General features: G+C 74.0%; 12 protein-coding genes. 4 read left to right on the top strand and 8 right to left on the bottom strand.

Annotation, left to right across the window (positions count from 1 at the left end):
• Positions 1 to 18: 18 nt before the first annotated feature.
• Both KM842_RS06205 and KM842_RS06200 read right to left on the bottom strand, forming a co-directional pair.
• The gene (locus KM842_RS06205) at positions 19 to 1,128 is read right to left on the bottom strand and encodes a fatty acid desaturase family protein (RefSeq protein ID WP_216261597.1); all 1,110 of its coding nucleotides are present in this window, start codon (positions 1,126 to 1,128) and stop codon (positions 19 to 21) included.
• A 208-nt stretch (positions 1,129 to 1,336) separates the two neighbouring features.
• The gene (locus tag KM842_RS06200; RefSeq protein ID WP_216261596.1) at positions 1,337 to 6,868 is read right to left on the bottom strand and encodes a discoidin domain-containing protein; all 5,532 of its coding nucleotides are present in this window, start codon (positions 6,866 to 6,868) and stop codon (positions 1,337 to 1,339) included.
• Between the two features lie 176 nt (positions 6,869 to 7,044).
• Here KM842_RS06200 and KM842_RS06195 point away from each other — a divergent pair, with 176 nt between their 5' ends.
• Entirely contained in the window at positions 7,045 to 8,226 is a 1,182-nt protein-coding gene (locus KM842_RS06195) for a low temperature requirement protein A (protein WP_253206275.1), read from the top strand.
• A 63-nt stretch (positions 8,227 to 8,289) separates the two neighbouring features.
• Here KM842_RS06195 and KM842_RS06190 read toward each other — a convergent pair whose 3' ends face one another.
• From KM842_RS06190 to KM842_RS06180, 3 genes are all read right to left on the bottom strand, one after another.
• Positions 8,290 to 9,552, bottom strand: a complete 1,263-nt coding sequence (locus tag KM842_RS06190) for an APC family permease (protein WP_253206274.1) — start codon at positions 9,550 to 9,552, stop codon at positions 8,290 to 8,292.
• Positions 9,553 to 9,703: 151 nt separating this feature from the next.
• On the bottom strand, positions 9,704 to 10,165 hold the full coding sequence (locus KM842_RS06185) for a BLUF domain-containing protein (protein ID WP_216261595.1): 462 nt from the start codon (positions 10,163 to 10,165) through the stop codon (positions 9,704 to 9,706).
• Between the two features lie 96 nt (positions 10,166 to 10,261).
• On the bottom strand, positions 10,262 to 11,416 hold the full coding sequence (locus KM842_RS06180; RefSeq protein WP_216261594.1) for an AI-2E family transporter: 1,155 nt from the start codon (positions 11,414 to 11,416) through the stop codon (positions 10,262 to 10,264).
• 185 nt (positions 11,417 to 11,601) lie between these two features.
• Here KM842_RS06180 and KM842_RS06175 point away from each other — a divergent pair, with 185 nt between their 5' ends.
• A complete protein-coding gene (locus KM842_RS06175) occupies positions 11,602 to 13,671 on the top strand; it encodes an acyltransferase family protein (RefSeq protein ID WP_216261593.1) in 2,070 nt (689 codons plus the stop codon).
• A 57-nt stretch (positions 13,672 to 13,728) separates the two neighbouring features.
• Entirely contained in the window at positions 13,729 to 14,691 is a 963-nt protein-coding gene (locus tag KM842_RS06170; protein ID WP_216261592.1) for an SDR family NAD(P)-dependent oxidoreductase, read from the top strand.
• Positions 14,692 to 14,816: 125 nt separating this feature from the next.
• On the opposite strand, the gene KM842_RS06165 is transcribed toward KM842_RS06170, so the two are convergent.
• Together KM842_RS06165 and KM842_RS06160 are read right to left on the bottom strand one after the other, a co-directional pair.
• Positions 14,817 to 16,250 carry a phytoene desaturase family protein gene (locus KM842_RS06165; RefSeq protein ID WP_216261591.1) on the bottom strand — a complete coding sequence of 478 codons (1,434 nt, stop codon included), beginning with the start codon at positions 16,248 to 16,250 and terminating at the stop codon, positions 14,817 to 14,819.
• Entirely contained in the window at positions 16,247 to 17,143 is an 897-nt protein-coding gene (locus tag KM842_RS06160; protein WP_216261590.1) for a UbiA family prenyltransferase, read from the bottom strand. Before KM842_RS06160 ends, KM842_RS06165 begins: the two co-directional genes overlap by 4 nt.
• Positions 17,144 to 17,205: 62 nt before the next feature.
• On the opposite strand from KM842_RS06160, the gene KM842_RS06155 reads away from it, so the two are divergent.
• Positions 17,206 to 18,402 (top strand): glycosyltransferase, encoded by a 1,197-nt coding sequence (locus tag KM842_RS06155; protein WP_216261589.1) that lies wholly within the window; start codon positions 17,206 to 17,208, stop codon positions 18,400 to 18,402.
• Positions 18,403 to 18,518: 116 nt separating this feature from the next.
• Here the strand turns inward: KM842_RS06155 and KM842_RS06150 are convergent, their stop codons facing one another.
• A complete protein-coding gene (locus KM842_RS06150; RefSeq protein ID WP_216261588.1) occupies positions 18,519 to 18,950 on the bottom strand; it encodes a RidA family protein in 432 nt (143 codons plus the stop codon).
• Position 18,951 lies beyond the last annotated feature (1 nt).

Below are 18,951 nucleotides of genomic sequence, written 5' to 3'. Positions count from 1 at the left end.
CACGGCCCGCGGGACGCGTCAGTGGATCCGGAGCTGCGCGACCATCGGGCAGGTGAACGGGTCGCGGGCGGCGATCCCGACCTTGTTCAGGTGGGCGACGACCAGACCGTACGAGCGGAGGAGGCTCGTCTCGGTGTAGGGGACGTCGAGGGTGTCGCAGTGTTGCTTGACGAGCAGGCGTGCCCGCTTGAGGGCGGGGCGGGGCATGGAGGGGAAGAGGTGGTGTTCGACCTGGTGGTTGAGTCCGCCCATGAGGAAGGAGACGAACCAGCCGCCGCGGATGTTGCGGGAGGTGCGGACCTGGCGGCTGAAGAAGTCGACCTTGGCGTCGTGGGCGATGGTGGGCATGCCCTTGTGGTTGGGAGCGAACGAGGCGCCCATCATGACGCCGAACACGGCGAGCTGGACGCCGAGGAACGCACACGCCATCCCGAACGGCAGGAACCAGAACACCGCGGTCAGGTAGATGCCGAAGCGTGCGACCAGGAGGGCGGCCTCGACCATGCGGTGGCGGAGGTCGGCCTTGGTGTCGGTGCCGCTCATGACCGCACGGACGGCGGACCAGTGCAGGTTCACGCCCTCGAGGGTGAGGAGCGGGAAGAACAGCCAGCCCTGGAAGCGGGTGAACACGCTGCGCGCGCCGGAGGTGGCGGCCGCGTCCTCCGGGGTGAAGCGGATGACGCCCGGCGCGATGTCCGGGTCCTTGCCGATGGTGTTCGGGTTGCCGTGGTGACGGGTGTGCTTGTTCATCCACCACGAGTAGCTCAGGCCGACCAGGAACGTGCCGACGTACCGGCCCGCTCGGTCGTTCCAGCGCTGCGACGCGAACACCTGGCGGTGCGCGGCCTCGTGGGACAGGAAGGCGAACTGCGTGAACAGCACGCCGAGGGCGCCGGCGACGATGAGCTGGAACCAGGAGTCACCGAGGAGCGCGAACACCACCCAGGCGATGACGAGCGTCCCGACGAGGGAGCCGAAGAGGGTCCAGTAGAAGCCGGTCCTGCGGCGGAGCAGGTCCTGTTGCTTGACCTGGGCGAGGACCGCCGAGTAGGTCGACGTGCTCGAGCCCCGGGTGCCGGTGCTCGGACGGGTGCGGGTGAAGCCCGCCTGGATCGGGGTGGTGGTCACGGTCGGGACCGACCTTCCATCGTCATCGGCCCTTCGGCCGGTGAGGGAGTTCGTGCTCGTGCACTTGCCGTCACCATAGGGCGACGAGATGCGAATGCATCGGTGCTCCGCGCTTCCTGTCCCGGGTCGGCCCGCGCTTCCGGTCCCGCCCGCGCTCCGGTGCGCTCGGGCGCCGCCCCGTGTCGGAGCGGCGCCCGGTGCACCGGTGTCAGCGGATCTCGAGGTCGTACAGCGAGTAGCCGTACGGGGTCGCCCGTTCCACGCCGTGCAGGCGCACGTACCGCCACGAGCCGTCCAGGTCCTGGGTGTCCGTACCGCCGTCGCCGGCGGTCTCGGTGGCGAGCGTCGTCCACGCGTCGTCGTCCGCGTTCCGCGCCTCGATCCGGTAGGCACGACCGGAGGCGTCCTCCCACCGGAGCACCGCGCCGTGGAGCCGGTGCCGTGCGCCCAGGTCGACGGCGAGCCACTGGTCGTCGGTGTGCCCGCTCGCCCAGCGCGACCCGGAGTCACCGTCGACGGCGTTCCGCGCCGGGACGCCGTGGCCCTCGTCGGACGAGGACGACACGGCGGCTCCGCGTGCGAGGTCGGGGGTCGGGGCACCCGCCGTCGAGAGCACCCGGAACGCCCAGAGCGACACGCCGTACGCGGTGTGCCGACGGTCCGCCACGATGCGGACGTACCGGGCCCGGACGTCGTCGAGCGGGTGCACCGCTCCACCGCCGGCGCCGTGCGTCTCCGTCGCGACCGTGCGCCAGTCGTCGTCGGCGGTGTCGCGGACCTGGAGCCGGTAGGCCTCGGCCGAGGCGGCCTCCCAGTCGACCTCGACCCGGTCGACGGGCAGGACGGCACCGAGGTCGACGGCCAGCCACTCGCCGTCGCGGGCTGCGCTCGACCACCGGGTCCGGCCGTCGGCGTCGACCGCGTTGCGGCCAGCCAGGTCGCCGCGTTCGTCGGACGAGGTGGTGACGGGCTTGCCGACGGCCACGTCCCGCGGCGCGCTCGGCAGGGTCCCGTCGTCGCCGGCCCCGCCGGCACCGGTCCCGTCGTCGCCGGCCCCGCCGGCACCGGTCCCGTCGTCGCCGGTCGGCTCGGCGAGCGTGGTCACGGTCGCCCGACCGGAGGCCCGTCCCACGCTGGCCGTGACGGTGGTCGTCACGTCGCCGGTCGCGGCCGCGGTGACGGTGCCCTGGCGGTCGACGCTGCCGCCGCCGGTCGCGGACCAGTCCGGCTGTGCCGCGTCGAGCCGCCCGCCGTACCCGTCGCGGTCGAAGCCGTACGCGGCGAGCGCCGCCGTGGCGGACGGTCGCACCGTGGAGGCCCGTGGTGCGACGAGCAGGTCGGTCACGTCGACGGTCGCCGCGGACGGGGTGCCGAGCACCCGGACGTCCCAGATCGAGTACCCGTAGCCGGTCAGCCGCCGCTCGAGGTGCAGGCGGACGTACCGGGCGGTCGTGTCGACGGCGACGGTGTCCGCGCTCGGCGTGGTCTTCTCGACCCGGCGGACGTCCCGCCACGTGTCGTCGGCGGTGTCCTTCACCTGGACGACGTACTGCTGCGCGGCGGCGTTCTCCCAGTCGACCTCGACGTCGGTGACGTCGGTCCGGCGGCCGAGGTCGATCGTGTAGTCGACGTCGTCGATCCCGTGGGCGCTCTCCCAGCGCGTGCCGCGGTCGCCGTCGACGGCCCGGTCGGCGGTGTTGGCGCCGTCCGACGAGGAGGCGACGGGGGAGGTGCCGGCCGCGGCGTCGGGGATCGTCATCACGGAGGCGACGACCGCCGTCCCCTCGACCCCGCCGGCGGTCGCGACGACGTACCCGGAGCCCGCCGCGGTGGTGGTGAGGGTGCCGTCGGCGTCGATCGCGCCGGGTGCGGTGGTCGACCAGGTGAGGTCGTCGGGCAGGTCGGCGCGGTCGCCGTACTGGTCGTGGCCGGCGGCGTGGAAGTGCTGCGGGCTGCCGACGACGAGCCGGTCGGCGCCGGGCGAGACGTCGATGCCGGTGAGGACCGGCGCGGGGGCGATGCGGAAGCGGTACGACCCCGAGACGCCGCCGACGGTCGCGGTGACCGTGGCGTGCTCGGCCGGTCCGGAGGCGCGGTGGACGCCCGTGGCGCTGATCGTGCCGGCGTCGGTGGACCAGCGCACGTCGTCGAGGTCCGTCGTCGCGCCGTACTGGTCGCAGCCGGTCACGGTGAACGTGGTGGTGGCACCGGGGACGATCGTCCTCGGGGAGCCGTCGGTGCTGACCACGACCTCGGCGAGGTGCGCGTCGAGGTGCGAGGTGATCTGCGTCTGCGCCGGCACCGCGATCCGACCGATGACCTCGGAGCCCTCGTACACGTCGTAGGTGTGCTGAACGGTGTCGGGGTTGTCGAGGACGTAGCTGATCGTGCCGTCGGCGGCGCGGAACACCTGGCTGAGCGGGTCGGAGGTGTGCCGGTCGGTGACCTCGGTGCCGACCGTCCGGTTCGACATCGCCTGGTGGTAGACCAGGCCGGCCATCGACTGCCCGGTGACGGCCGGGTCGGCGGCCTGCCACAGGGCGGCATGCACGTCGGCGTACGTGTCGGGGTCGTACTGGCCGAGGAAGCCGAGCACGACGTTGCCGAGGGCGTCGCCCATGCCGCTGAACACCCGCGCGGCGTGGGCGGTGTCCCGTCCCGGGGTGTGGTCGGTCAGGTCGACGCCGTAGAGCCCGTCGATGGTGGCGGTGTCTGCCCGGAAGTCGTCCACCAGGAAGGGCATGAGCGGGGACGGGATCGGCCAGTCCTCCGGCAGCCGGTCCGCCGTCGGTCCGTCGAGCTCGGCGGGGACGAGTGCCGCGGGCAGGGTCTCCGGGGTCCAGTACCGCTCGGGGAACACCACGCGGCCGTCGTCGTCCACGGAGACGGACAGGGTGTCGGTCGCGCGGTCCCAGAGCGGGTTGGCGGTGGTGCGTCGGGTGACGTACCCGGGGTGGTTCGTCTCGACGGCGCGGATCGCGTCCTGCAGCTCGCCGATGGCGGCCTGGCGGTCGCGGGTGATCCTCGTGTCGCCGTAGGTGCCGACACCCCACCACTTCTTCGTGAGCATCTGGATGCGGCCGGCGTTGCCGTCGGTGGTGCCGGCCTGGCCGAGCGCTGCGGGGCGGGCCGCCATCATCTCGCGCATGAGGGCCTTCGAGAAGTCCGGGTCCCACCCGAAGTAGTCGAACCAGGGCGCGGTCGGCATCCACTGGATGCCGGAGATCCACGCGGGGTCGCCGGAGAAGTAGGTGGCGTGGGCCTGGCCGGAGTCGAAGAGGATGCCGGCCTGCCCGTGCCGGTACGCGTCGGGGAACGCGCCGTTGCCGTCGTACGACGCCGAGGCCGGGTTGCCGCGGACGTTCTGCCAGTAGTCGCGGACGGCTGCCCGTTCGGTGACGTACTGCACGGCGCCGGCGGCCTGCATGTCCGTGTCGCCCAGGACGGTGCCGAGCAGGAACAGGCCCGCCTCGGACTGGATCGCCTCGGACGAGGACTCCTGGTTGTTGCCGCCGGGGGAGGAGACACCACCGGCGTTCGAGCGGCCCTCCCAGACGCCGAAGGTGCGCATGTGCGGGAAGCGGGCGTCGTCGCGGTCCCAGTTCGCGTACTGCTTGACGACGAGGGTCGCCATGCCCTCGTAGCGGTCGGCCCAGGCGTGGTCGACCCGGCCGAGCAGGGCCGTCGCGACGGCGAAGTACCCGTAGTGGAAGTGGTTGTCGTTGAACTGCGCGGAGCCGTACGAGTCGGCGAACCCGACGAGCGCCTTCCACGTCGGGTACATGGCGAAGAAGTGCTCCCGCTCGCCGTCGGTGTAGGTGTACCAGTCGGTCAGGGCCGTCTCGAGCGTCTCCTGCAGTCTGCGGGCGTCCTCGGTGTCCCCGATCTGCCGGGCGATGGTCATGTACTCCGCCAGTTGCAGCACGTCCTTGCCGCCCCAGTAAGTGTCGCCGCCGTACGTGGTCTTCGCCGCGTAGTCGTGCAGGTACTCGCGCATGACCTGCTCGGAGTACGGGGAGTCGCCGACGGCCTGCGGGGTCGCGCCGATCGGGGTGGTGCCCGTGAAGGCGTAGTCGAGCGTCCACCCGCCGTGGCCGACCGTGGTCCTCATGGTGCCGCGGGGCGTCGCGTAGGTGGCGCCGGTGAAGCGGAGGTTCGTGGTGGCGTCGGCGTACTGGTGCTGCAGCCAGCCCTGCACGGTGTCGTGGTCGTCGCCCTGCAGCGGGTCCGTCCGGATCGACCACTGCTGCCGCACGTTCGCGGCCGCGGGGTCGTAGGAGTACTCCATCCGGGTGTCGCGCGGGACGGCGAAGGCGGTGCGGTGCAGGTCGTCCAACGACATCCCGTGGTCCGGGACGGCACTGAGGACGAGGTACGGCGTGCCCGACGACGTCTCGAGGGCGTTGCCGACGCGGGTGAAGGTGGTGCGGTCCGGGGCGTGCACGCCGAACACGTGGCCGTCCTGCCGGATCTCGAACCGGTCGGTCGTGACTGGCAGCGTCAGCGCCCGCCCGTCGCCGTCGGTGACCTCGGCGCCGTCCTGCAGGGTGATGCGGGGTGTCATGCCGTGGAACTCGAACCACTCGTAGGGCGAGCCCTGCATGCTCGTCACGTCCATGTACTGTCCACCGGGGCCGTCCTGCGGCATCCGCCAGCTGACGTTCCAGTCGCCCCACCGCAGGGCGTCGGCCTGCTTCGCGGTGAACGTGGTCGAGGAGCGCTCCGCGAGTCCGTCCGGGGCGTCGGTGAGGAGCACCTGGTCGACCATGACGTGCGCCCACCCGGCCCGGAGGTCGTCGACGACCCGGAACGTGGCGGTCCGCCCGCGGAGGGCCGAGACGTCCCAGCTGTCCCACCGCAGCCGTTCGCTGTCGGTGCCGGTGCTGCTGGCCACGACCTTGCCGTCGACGACGAGCTGCACGGCCTCGTGGTCGGGGTGGTGGCCGCCGCCGACGAGGAAGGCGAGGGTCGACCGGTCGATCGTGAACGACGGCGACGTCAGGGTGCCGGTCGCGCCGTCCCCGCCGTCGTCGGTGAACGAGTCGAGGAAGCGGCTGCCGAGCCAGCCGGAGACCTCGCTCTGGCCGGTGCTCGTGCCCGTCGCGGTCCGGTCGAACGCGTCCCCGGTCGCGACCCAGCCGTCGGGGACGCCGTCCTCGAAGTCGGCCAGTACCCGGTCGGAGGCGTCCGGCGTCGGGTCGACGGTCCCGCCGACGGTGACCGGGGCCTCCAGGCGCATGGCCGTGCCGTCGCTGTTCCACCGCGTCGGGATGGTGACCTTCGTGCCGGCGGCGCTGTTCGACGAGACGAAGGGGTACGCCCACATGTCGCCGGAGTACCGGCTGACGAGCAGGTCCGTCCACCACTGGTTCGTCGGCACGGGCTTCCCGGCCTGCGACGGGTCGACGTACAGGTGCTGGTCGAGGGTCTTCCGCACGTCACCGATGTCGGTGATGGTCGCCGGCGGGGTCGGCGCGTAGGAGCCGTCGCCGACCCGCACGCCGTCGGCCGTCGGTCCGCCGGACGGCTGCCCGGCCGCCGGTACGGCTGCGTCCCGCTCCGTGCCCGCCGCCGCGACGGGGTCGAGGGAGCTCGTCGGACCCGCGGGTGACCGAGGATCGTCGACGGTCGCGGCCGACGCGGGCGTGACGACGAAGGCGAGCAGGGTCGCTGCCGTGAGGGCCGTGGCGGTGACGGCGAGGACGGACCTCGATCGGACGGCGGGGCGCGGTGCGGTCACCGTGGACTCCTGTCGTGGGGTGGTCCGGACGCGGCGGAATGGGCTGCGCCCGGACGGGTCCGGTGGTGCCGGACCTGTACTCGGACAGATCGGCAGGGAACGACACTTCGTCAGTGATCGCCCGACCTCGCTCCGGCGCACTGGTGGGCGGACCGGCAGCGCCGTAGCGTTCCCTGGTGACCACTCTCGGACTGCGGCGGATGGTGCCCCGCGACCCGACCCAACGACACCGGGCCGCGAGCCCCCTGGAACTGCTCTTCGACCTGGTGTTCGTCGTGGCGGTCGGGCTCGCGGCGACGAACCTGCACGAGATCGAGGCCGAGGGCGCGGTGACGTCCGCGGTGCTGTCGTACGCGCTGGTGTTCTTCTCGATCTGGTGGGCCTGGATGAACTTCACCTGGTTCGCCACGTCGTTCGACACCGACGACTGGCTCTACCGCGTCACGACCGTCGTGCAGATGGCCGGCGTCCTCGTCCTGGCCGCGGGGGTGCACGCCGTGATGGTCGACGGCGACTTCACGGTCGGGATCACCGGGTACGTCGTCATGCGGCTGGCGCTCGTCGCGCAGTGGGTCCGGGCCGCGGTCTCGTCGGCCCGGTACCGCCCGAGCGCGATCCGGTACGCCGTGGGCGTCACGGTCGTGCAGGTCCTGTGGGTGGCGTCGCTCGCCCTGCCGCACGAGGCGCGTCCGTTCGCCGCGCCGCTCCTGATCCTCGGCGAGCTGCTCGTGCCGGTGTGGGTGGAGTCCCGGGCGGAGACGACCCCGTGGCACACCCACCACCTGGCGGAGCGGTACTCGCTGTTCACCCTCATCGTCCTGGGCGAGGGGCTGCTCGCGTCGGCGAACGCCGTGATCGACGCCCTCGAGCACACCGAGCACCTCGGCTCCCTGCTCACCCTCGCCGCCTGCGGGCTCGTCGTGACCGTGGGCATGTGGTGGATCTACTTCTCCCGGGAGCAACACGACCACATCCGCGACCTGCGCTCGGCGCTCGTCTTCGGGTACGGCCACTACGTCGTCTTCGCGGTGGCCGGTGCGCTGCCGGCGGGCATCGAGGTGGCGGTCCGCGCCGATGCCGGCCACGTCGACCTGTCGTCCTCGGCCGTCGCGGCGACCGTCGCCGTGCCGGTCGCGCTGTTCGTGCTGTCGATCTGGGCGCTCGCGATCCGACCGTCCCTGTCACTGCGCGCGAACGCGGTCGTCGTGGCGCTGGCGCTCGCGGTCCTCGCCTCGGTCGCGGTGCCGACGCTGTCGTTGCCGGCGACCGCGCTGCTCGTCGTGGCGGTGGTCGTGACGCTCGAGGTGGCCTCCCCTCGCGGCGCCCGCGCGCCGAGCGTCCCGGTGACCGCCCGGTGACGCTGCCCGACCGGGCCAGCGTCCCCGTGACCACCCGGTGACGCAGCTTCACCGGGCCGCCCCTCAGCGCGCGGCCCGACGCTCCAGTGCGAGCCGCGCGCCCCGGTACCCGAGTCCCACGGCGGTGACGACGAGCCCGCCCACGATCGAGACGACCGGCAGCGCCGCGACCAGGACGACGCACCCGACCGCGCCGACCACGGCCAGGAGGCGCGGGTACCGCCGGTCGCGTCGCTCCTGCGTCAGGGCGGCCACGTTCGCGATGAAGTAGTAGAGCAGTACCCCGAAGGACGAGAACCCGATCGCTCCGCGCAGGTCTGCGACCGCGACCAGGACGCAGACCGCGAGCCCGAGGGCGAGTTCGGCCCGTGCGGGCACCTGCCAGCGGGGGTGCACGGCGGCGAACCACCCGGGCAGGTCCCGGTTCCGCGCCATGGCCAGGCTCGTCCGGCCGACCCCGGCGATCATCGCGAGCAGTGCGCCGAGCGACGCTGCGGCTGCGCCGACCTGCACGACGACGCCGGGCCAGGCGAGCCCGGCTGTGGCGACGACGGACCGGAGGGGGGCGGGGGAGGCGGCCGTGCCTCCCGGACCGAGCGCGTGCACCGCGGCGAGCGCGACGAGCGCGTAGACGACGAGCGTGACGGTGAGCGCCGTCGTGACGGCGCGGGGGATGGTCCGGGCGGGGTCGACGACCTCCTCGCCGAGGGTGGCGATGCGGGCGTACCCGGCGAAGGCGAAGAACAGGAAGCCCGCGGCCTGCAGGACGCCGAGCGGTGTCGCCGGGGTGCCAGGATCGGCGGCGGTCGGTCCGCTGTGGGTGGTGCCGATGACGACGACGACGGCCAGCGCGAGCAGCGACACGACGACGAGCACCCGGGTGAGGAGCGCCGTCCGGGTGATGCCGACCGTGTTCACCGCCGTGAGTGCCACGACCGCGGCGATCGCGACGGGCTTCTGCCACGGCTCCGGGACGACGTAGGCGGCGAACGTGATCGCCATCGCCGCCGAACTGGCGGTCTTGCCGATGACGAACCCCCAGCCGGCCGCGAAGCCCGCCCACGGGCCGAGGCGCTCGCGGCCGGAGACGTACGCGCCTCCGGAGGTGGGGTACTGCGCGGCGAGCTGCGCCGACGAGGTGGCGTTGCAGAAGGCGACGACCCCGGCCAGGACGAGGGCGACGAACAGGCCGCCGCCCGCCGCTGCGGCCGCGGGGGCGAAGGCGGCGAAGACCCCGGCGCCGATCATCGACCCGAGGCCGATGACGACGGCGTCGGACAGTCGGAGGCGTCGGGCGAGGGGACCGGTCACGGGCGGGGACTGCACCCCGACACGATGCCGGACGGAGGTGAACACCGGGTACCGCGGCCACCCGGGCGGCCGGCGTCGGTGCGATCGGTGACCAGGACCGCCACGGTCGGGAACCGGGCCACAGGCACCGGGGCCGCCGGGACCGTCGCTGCGGGGGCCGGTGGCGTCAGGCGGCGTGCCTGCCGAGCGAGACGGCCTCGAGGGGCGTCTCCTGCAGCTGTCGGCCGCGGAACCAGCGGAGGAGCCAGTCGGCGGGCGAGCCGGCCAGCCCCGCGGGCAGCCCGCCGCGGCGCTGCAGGAAGTCGCTGAAGCCGGGCTCGTCGCGGAGGGCCGCGTCCGAGGGCGTGCCGAACGCCATCGACCAGCCGTCGAACCGGCGGGCGTCGACGTCCTCGCGGCTGAGGGACCGGACGTCGGTGTGCCGCGGGTCGTGCTGGATCGCGGCGAAGCGGTCCTCGACGCTCCAGGCCGGACCCTCGAGGACCTGCATGAAGCGGCCCTCCTTCGCGACGAGCAGGCCGGACACGCCGAGTGCGTCGTTCTTCAGGCGGGCGTCCCGCAGCAGGTCGACGAGCTGGGCGTCGGTGAGGTCGTCGACGGCGACGGACATGTAGACGAGGGAGAGCATCGATCCACGATCGCTCGCACCCGGGGGACGGGTCAACCCGGCCGGGCCCCAGAGGCCGGATCCCGCACTCCGGCCGGATCCCGCGCCTCCCGTCGGTCAGTCGGACCCGACCGTCACCGTCTCCCGACGCTTCTGCCGCCACGGCCGGGCCGGACGGTCCTCGCCGTCCCACACCTGCACGACACCCCACACCGCCGCGACGAGCGGCACCGCGACGATCGCGCCGATGATGCCCGCCACGACCGTGCCCGCGGTCAGGGCGACCAGGATGACCAGGCCGTGCAGCTGCAGCGTCCTGCCCATGAGCACCGGCTGCAGGAAGTTCCCCTCGATCTGGTTCACGACCACCACGATGACCACGACGACCACCGCCTGCCAGGGGCCCAGGGCGACGAGCGTCACGAGTGCGGCCAGGGTGCCCGCGATCGGTGCGCCGATCATCGGGATGAACGACGTCACGAACGCCACCACCGCGAGCGGCACCGCCAACGGCACCCCGAGCAGGACGAGTCCCGTCCCGATCGCGACGCCGTCGAACGCGGCGACCGCTGCCGTGCCACGCACGTAGCCCCCGAGGGTCGACACCACGCGGTCGCCGATCCGGCGCGCCCGGTCGTACGAGGCGCCGGTGAACGGACGGAGCAGGAACTCCCAGAGCGCCGGACCGTCCTTGACGAAGAAGAACAGGATCACCGCGGTGAGGACCGCGCCGGTGACGAAGCTCGTCACGGCGGAGATGCCCGCCAGCGCACTCGACCCGAACCGGGCACTCGTGACGAAGCCGACGACGGTGTCCACCGCGTCGTCGATCTGCTGGTCGGTGATGGTCACCGGCAGGTGCCGCGCCAGGTCCTGCAGCTGCTGGAGCCCGTCGACCGCCGACTCGCGCAGCGCCGGCAGCTGCTGCGAGACCGCCGTGACGAGCAACCACCCGATCGCCCCGAGCACCGCGAGGACCGACACGAAGCAGATGATCGTCGCGAGCACCGACGGCACCCCGTGCCGCCGGAGCCAGCCGGCCAGCGGGTGCATGGCCGACGCGATGATGAGCGCCAGCAGCACGGGGATCGTGACGACGCCGACCTGGCCCAGCGCGGACACCACGCCGGCCAGGATGACGGCGACCCCGATCACCTGGAAGCAGCGGACCGCGAGACGACCGAAGCCGTCGGACCAGGGCGAGCGGCGGCTCGGCTCGGTGTCGGGGGTCGTCGTGGACGACGACGAGGAGCCGGGACGGAAGAAGGGCATGGCGCTCCGAGCGGTCAGCGCGGCACGACGACGTGGCCGGGCCGCTGCGGGGGACGGGTCACGGCAGCGACGACCCGCCACGACGGTACCCGGTCGGCGGCGCGCGGGGCCCGCGGAGCACGCCTGGTGCCCGAGAGCCGGTGGCGTCCCCTGCCGTTCACCCACCGTGCCTACCGTCACCCCTGATGGCACCGCAGCACGGCCCCTTCCGCACCGACGTCCACGCGATCCGCGCCGTGGCCGTCGTGCTCGTGCTCGTCTACCACCTCGACGTCGGCTGGCTGCGCGGCGGCTTCGTCGGCGTGGACGCGTTCTTCGTCGTCTCCGGGTACCTCATCACCGGCCAGCTCCTCCGCGGGCTGCGGCACGACGGACGCATCGACCTCGCCGGGTTCTGGGCACGCCGGGCACGCCGACTCGCCCCAGGGGCGCTGCTCGTCCTCGCCGTGACCGCCGTCGCCGCCGTCCTGCTGTCCCCCCGCGAGGACTGGCCCACCCTCGGCACGCACCTCGCCGCGAGTGCGCTGTCCGTCGAGAACTGGGCGCTCGCCGCATCGAGCACCGACTACCTCGCCGCCGGGGACCCGTCCACCCCGTTCGAGCACTTCTGGTCCCTCGGCGTCGAGGAGCAGTCCTACCTGGTGTGGCCGCTCCTGCTCCTGGCCGTGTGGCGAGTGAGCGGCGGGCGCCGGACGGCACCGTCCGGCACCGGCACCGGCACCGGCCCCGGGACGGTCGCGGTCGGCCTCGCCATCGTCGCCGTCGTGGTCGCGTCGCTCGCCTGCTCGGTGGTCCTCACCGCCACGGACCCGGCGCCGGCCTACTTCTGGCCGCACACCCGGGCGTGGGAGTTCGGCGTCGGCGGCCTCCTCGCGGTCCTGCCCACCGGCACCGGGCAGCGCCCGCGGGTCCGGACCGCCGTCGCGCTCGTCGGCTGGGCCGGCCTCGTCGCCTGCGGGGTGCTCTTCACCCCCGCGGTCCCGTACCCCGGGTCCGCCGCCGTCCTCCCCGTCGTCGCCACCGCCCTCGTCGTCGCCGCCCGCGCCGAGCACGGTCCGCTCGCCCGCGCCACGACCCTCCGGCCGGTCCGCTGGCTCGGGGACGTCTCCTACCCGCTGTACCTCTGGCACTGGCCGGTCGCGCTCCTGCTCCCGCGCGCCGTCGACCTGCCGACCCCGGCCCGCGTCGCCGCCACGGTCCTCCTGTCCGCCGTCCTCGCGCACCTCACCGCGGTCCTCGTCGAGCGTCGCGTCACGGCCGGGAGGCTCGCCCGCCTCCGCCCGCGCGTCACCTTCGCCGTCGTGGCGGCCGGCACCGCCCTGGTGCTCCTCGCCCCGACGGCCGGGTGGGCGGCCCTGACCGGCCAGCTCCGCGAGGACCGGGCGCTCGCCGCCGAGCTCCGCACCGACGGCGACCGGTGCTGGGGCGCGGCGGCCATCGCTCCGGGCAGCGGCTGCGACGTCGCCGGACTGCCCGGGCGCGGGACCACGCCGTCGACGATGACCGCCGCGTACGACGTCGACCCGACGTGGGACGACTGCCAGGCCGAGGCGACCGCGGCCCGCAGCTGCGTCGTCGGCGTCCGGGGCGGCACACGGGTCGCCCTGGTCGGGGACTCGCACGCGCACCAGTGGTCGTCGGCGCTCGGCGCACTCGCCCGCCAGCGCGGGTGGGAGCTGCACCTCGTCGTGAAGGGCGGGTGCGAGTTCTCCCACGTCGCGTGGTCCGACGTGTCCGCCGCCGACCGGGGCCGGTGCGGTTCCTGGAACCGGGCGGTCGACCGCTCCTTCGCGGCCCAGGCGCCGTTCGACCTCGTCTTCACGGCCGCGCGGGCGGACCTCCGCGGCACCCCGGTGGGGGCGGACCCGGCGAGCAGCGCGCGTGACGGGTACCGGGCCTCCTGGCAGCCCCTGGTCGACCGGGGCGCGACGATCGTCGCGATCCGGGACACGCCCGCGGTCGGCAGCGGCGTGCAGCGCTGCGTCGACCGGCACCCGGAGGCGCCGGGGGCCTGCCGGATCGGCACCGACCGGGCCTTCGCGTCCGGGGACCGGCTCGTGGACGCCGCCCGCGCGACGCCCGGCGCCGTCGTGGTGGACATGACGTCCTCGTTCTGCACCGCGGGGTCCTGCCCGGCGGTCATCGGCAACGTGCTCGTCTACCGGGACTCGCACCACCTGACCCGCACGTACGTGACGACCCTCGTGGGGCCCCTCGGCCGCCGGACCGACGCGGCGCTGCGCACGGCCCGCTGACCCGGGGGACAGTCGCGCTGTGCCCGCGACCAGCGGCGAGCGGGTAGCCAGGGGAGCATGGGTTCACGTTTCCGCGGCAAGGTCGTCGTCATCACCGGAGCATCGAGCGGCATCGGCCGAGCGGCTGCGCACGAGTTCGCGAAGCAGGGCGCCACGCTCGTCCTCGCCGCACGCGGGGTCGAGAGCCTCGAGGCCGCCGCCGCCGAGTGCCGGGAGCTCGGCGCCGAGGCGACCGCGATCCCCACCGACGTCGCCGACGAGCGCCAGGTGAACGACCTGGTCGGCACCGTGACCAGCCGCTACGGACGCATCGACGTCTTCGTCGGCAACGCGGCGCTCTTCGTCTACGGGCTGTTCGAGCAGACCCCGACCGAGGCCTTCAAGCGCGTCGTCGACACGAACCTGCACGGCCACGTCCACGCGGTGAAGGCACTCCTGCCGCACTGGAAGCAGCGCGGCGAGGGCACGTACGTCCTCGTCGGCTCGATCCAGTCGCTGCTCTCAGCGCCGTACCAGTCGGCCTACGTGACGAGCAAGCACGCGGCCCTCGGCCTGATGGACGTCCTCGCCGACGAGCACATCGGCACGCGCATCCGCTTCGGCGCCGTGCTGCCGTCGACGATCGACACCCCGATCTACCAGAACGGCGCCAACTACACCGAGAAGGCCTCGCACCCGCTGCCGCCGACCGTGTCCGTGCAGCGCGCGGCGAAGGCCGTCGTCGCCGAGGCCCGGCACCCGAAGCGCAACCGCTACGTCGGCCGCATCCAGGCGTCGCTCGTCCCGGCCGAGTTCATCGTGCCGTGGCTGTTCCACCGCATCACGCGCCCGGCCGTCGAGGTCTTCGCGCTGCGCGGGCAGCAGGCGCCCACGGACGGCAACCTCTACGCCCCCGCCGACCAGGGCAACGCTACCGACGGCGGCTGGGTCGCGAAGCGCCGGCGCGTCACGCGTCCGCTGGTCTGGCTCGGCCTCGCCGGTGCGGCGCTGCTGGTCGTGCGCGGCGGCTCGCGCCGCTGACGCGACGCCCTGTCGGACGTGAGGCCCGGGACCAGCTGGTCCCGGGCCTCCCGTCCGTCACCGGTCGTGTCCGACGGTGCGTCGGTCGCGTCCGAATGCTCGACGGTGCCGCCGGCGCCGCGGTGTCAGGCCGGGGTCGACTTCAGCAGGCGGGTCACCGCGATCATCGCGCCGCCCACGACGGCCGGGATGCCGCCGCCGGGGTGCACGGACGCACCGACCCGCCACAGCCAGGGCCGCCAGGGGTCGTTGTACGAGGGGCGGTGGAACGGCCCGCTCAGCCACGGTGGTCGCGCCGCGCCGTACAGCGCGCCGTGCGGTTCGCCGCCCCCGCCGTAGTACTGCGGATCGAGCACGACCTGCTCGTCGAGGAGGTCGGTGAGCGGCCCGTCGAGTCCCATCGCGCGCGAGACGCGGTCGACCTCGCGCCGCACGAACGGGTGCTCGACCGAGTAGTGACCGCCGTCGGCGGGCGCGGTGAGCAGGATGCCGAGGGTGCTGTGCGGGTTCGGGTACACCTCGCCGGCGCGGTACTGGTTGACGAACACCATGGTGTCCGCCGGCTCGTCACCCGCCTCGAGGCTGCGGTGCAGCGCAGCAGGCTTCGTCGGCAGCACCACGCTGTGCGTCGCGAGGTCCGCGGGCAGCTCCTCCCGCAGCACGCCGTAGACCGCGATCGCCGAGCAGGAGAGGGTGCGGGGGCGCAGCCGGGGGAGCGTCGGGAGCCGCGACGGTGCCGTCAGCGTGGCGAGCCGGTCTGCGTCCAGGGCGCTCACGACGAGGTCGGCGGGGTGGTGGCCGGCGTCGGTGGTGACCGACCCGCGCTCGATCCGGGTGACGGCCTCGCCGGTGCGCACCTCGACCCCGGCCGCCTCGGACAGCCGGCCCAGCGCGAGCACGATCTCGTGGACGCCTCCGCGAGGCACCCAGGCCCCGGTCTCGGCCATGATCGCCGGCATGCTCGCGTAGAGGGCCGGGGTGCGGGCGGGCGAGACGCCGGCGTTGAGGGTGTGGATCGCGATGACCTCGCGCAGGCCGTCCGGCAGCCACGGCAGGCTGTCGAGGTACGCGCGGGTGGTGAGGCGGGAGCCGTACACCGCGAGCAACCGTCGGAGCGCCGGGAGGGCGGCCCGGTCGAGCGGGTCGGCGAGCAGCAGTTCGGTCACGTCGTCGGCGAGGGGCGCGTGCAGGTCGGAGAAGCGGCGCCACGCGGGGTACCAGGGGTGGTCCGGTGCCACCGGCAGCGAGGTCTCCTCGCCGTCGTGGTAGTAGCGGCCCACCTCGGGCATGCGCACCAGGTCGAGGTGGCCGTCGTCACGGGTGCGGTCGGCGTCGCGTCCACCGTCGCCGAGCCGTCGCAGCAGTTCGTCCCACACCGCCGGGAACGTCACGAGCGACGGACCGGTGTCGATGCGGTCCTCGCCCAGCTGGATGCGTCGGCTCTTGCCGCCGAGCTCGGTGGAGGCCTCGAACAGGGTGACCCGGTGTCCGGCGTGTGCGAGCAGTGCGGCGGCGGTGAGGCCACCGATCCCGCCACCGACGACGACGATGCGCTTCACGAGGCGCCTCCCAGCACGATCCAGACCATGAGCAGGACCCCGGCGAACGACCCCGCGATGTACGGGAAGGCGACCGACAGCCGGTAGAGGCGGTGCCCGGTCTCCGGCGTCGGGTCGCGGAGCAGGCGCACCACGAGGACACCGGCGATGAGCAGGTTGACGGCCGCCACGGGCACGCTCACCACGGCGAACAGCGCCGTGGAGACGATCCACCAGGCGCCGCTCCACAGGGCCGTCCCGCGCGCACCGAGCCGGACCGCGGTGGTGGTGATGCCGGCGTCCCGGTCCTCCACGATGTCCTGGACCGCGTCGAACGCGTGCTTGGCCACGCTCCACGCCATCAGACCGAGGGCGGCGGGCCAGACCGGCGGCACCGAGAGGGCCGCGGGGACGATGGCCAGCGGCAGCGCGTAGGCCGCGTTGCTCAGCGAGTCGACGAAGGGCCGTGCCTTGAAGCGCAGCGGCGGGGCGGAGTAGAAGACGAAGACGCCGGCGTAGAGCAGGATCGCGGCGTTCGCGAGCGGCGGCAGCGTCAGCAGGAAGACGACGAGGAACGGGACGTTGACGACCGCGACGGCCCAGGCGATGAGCCGCACCTCCGACTGCCGGATCCGGGCGCCCTCGATGGAGCCCTTGCGGGGGTTGGTCGCGTCCGTGTCCTGGTCGTAGATGTCGTTGACGCCGTAGATGAGCAGGTTGAACGGCAAGGTCAGCCACAGGATGACCGGCAGGGCCCGCAGGTCGAACAGCGCGCCGGTGAGCCACACGGCGACGAGCCCGGAGCCGATGGTGTTGATCCACAGCACCGGGCGCGAGATGTGCACGAGGCGGCGCACGGCCACGCCGATCTCCGACGGTGCTGTGCGCGACACCCGCTCGCTGCCGTCGGTCACGCGCCCGAGCGTACCCGGCACACCTCGACGTCGGTCCACCGCGGCCCGGCCACACTGGGCGGATGCGCATGATGCTCCTCACCGCCGGCACCCGGGGCGACGTGGAGCCCTTCGCCGCCCTCGCGCGACACGCCGCGTCCCGCGGACACGAGGTCCGGCTGGCACTGCCCGACGACGCGCACGCACCCGAGGGGGTGGACACCGTGCCGCTCGGTCTCGACGTGCGGCGGGTGCTCGCCCCGGCCGGTCGCAACCCGTGGGCGCTCGCACACCACCTGCACGCCGAGGTCCGGCCCGGGATGCGGCGGATGCTCGCCAGCGCGGTGCGTGAGACGGTCGCCTTCGAGCCCGACGTGGTGGTGCACCACCCGCTGGTCCTCAGCGCCCCGATGGTGGCGGACGCGCTCGGCGTGCCCCGGGTGCTGGCGGAGTTCGCGCCGGTGGCCACCCCGAGCGAGCGGTTCCCCGCGGCCGGCGGTCCCACGGCCACGCGTGACCTCGGCGGGGGCAACCGGGTCACCTACCGGGTGCCGCGCGCCGTCGCACGCCTCTTCGACGGTGACGTGGCCCGCGCCGCCGCCGAGCTGCCGAGCGGTCGTCGGCCCAGCCGGCGGTCGCCCTCGCGCGCCACGCTCATGGCCGTGAGCCCCGAGCTGCTGCCCCGGCCCGACGACTGGCCGGACCGGGTCCACCAGACGGGCGCCTGGTACGAGGAGGGGCCGACCGCGTCCCCGGGGCCGATCGTCGACGACTTCGTGCGCGCCGGACCGTTCGTCGTCGCCTCGTTCGGCTCGATGGCGACCGGGGACCCGTCGGCACGGGGGAGCGCGATCGTCACCGCCGCCCGCTCCCACGGCCTCCGTGTCCTGCTCGTCACCGGGTGGGGCGGGCTCGTGCTGCCGGCGGAGTGCCGCGGTCCCGACGTGCTGGCGGTGCGGTCGGTGCCGTTCGACGCGGTGCTGCCGGCCGCGACGCTCGCCGTGCACCACGGCGGGGCCGGGACCTCGCACGCGGTCGCCCGAGCCGGCGTGCCCGCGGTCGTCGTGCCGGTCACCGCCGACCAGCCGTTCTGGGCCGCCCAGCTGCACCGACGGGGGATCGCCGCCGCCCCGGTCCCGCTGCGCCACCTGACGGCCGACACCCTCGTGCCCGCGGTGCGCGACGCCCTCGACCGCCGGGAGCGGGCAGCCGAGGTAGGCGGGCGCATGCGGCGGGAGCACGGGGTGCAGCGGGCGCTCGAAGTGCTCGAAGCCCTCTGAGCCGGGGCCCGAGCCGGGTCCTGAGCCGGGGACCCGCGCCTGGGACCCGCGCACGGTGCCCGCGCACTGCGGGGGTCTGTGCCGGTGCCGGTGCCGGTGCCGGGTCGTACTGCGGGTCAGTCCGCCGTGTCGTCGAGGACCGCCGCCACCGCTTCGACCTCGACCAACTGGTCGTCGTACCCGAGCACGGTCACGCCGAGCAGGGTGCTCGGCACGTCGTGCTCGCCGAACGCGTCGCGGACGACCTCCCACGCGCGCACCAGGTCGGCCTGCCGCGACGACGCCACGAGCACGCGGGTACTGACGACGTCCCGCATCCGAGCACCCGCGTCCGGGAGCGCCTGCCGCAGGTTCGCGACGCACTGCGCCGCCTGGGCCGCGTGGTCGCCCGGTGCGACGGTCGCCCCCGAGGCGTCGATCGGACACGAGCCGGCGAGGAACACCAGTCGCGTGCCGGCCGGGACGGTCGCGGCGTACGCGTACTCCGCCGTCGGGCTCAACGAGGGGGAGCGGACGAGCCGCACCGCCGTCGGGCGTCCGTCCGGCACG

Origin of the sequence: Curtobacterium sp. L6-1 (assembly GCF_018885305.1) — a bacterium.
GTDB classification, from domain to species: Bacteria; Actinomycetota; Actinomycetes; order Actinomycetales; family Microbacteriaceae; genus Curtobacterium; species Curtobacterium aetherium.
This window is presented reverse-complemented; position numbering and strand designations above follow the sequence as displayed.

Excerpts from the sequence above, each read along its gene's own strand:
- KM842_RS06185 (WP_216261595.1), bottom strand. The coding sequence starts at position 10,165 with ATGCTCTCCCTCGTCTACATGTCCGTCGCCGTCGACGACCTCACCGAC.
- KM842_RS06180 (WP_216261594.1), bottom strand. The coding sequence starts at position 11,416 with ATGCCCTTCTTCCGTCCCGGCTCCTCGTCGTCGTCCACGACGACCCCC.
- KM842_RS06175 (WP_216261593.1), top strand. The coding sequence starts at position 11,602 with ATGGCACCGCAGCACGGCCCCTTCCGCACCGACGTCCACGCGATCCGC.
- KM842_RS06170 (WP_216261592.1), top strand. The coding sequence starts at position 13,729 with ATGGGTTCACGTTTCCGCGGCAAGGTCGTCGTCATCACCGGAGCATCG.
- KM842_RS06155 (WP_216261589.1), top strand. The coding sequence starts at position 17,206 with ATGCGCATGATGCTCCTCACCGCCGGCACCCGGGGCGACGTGGAGCCC.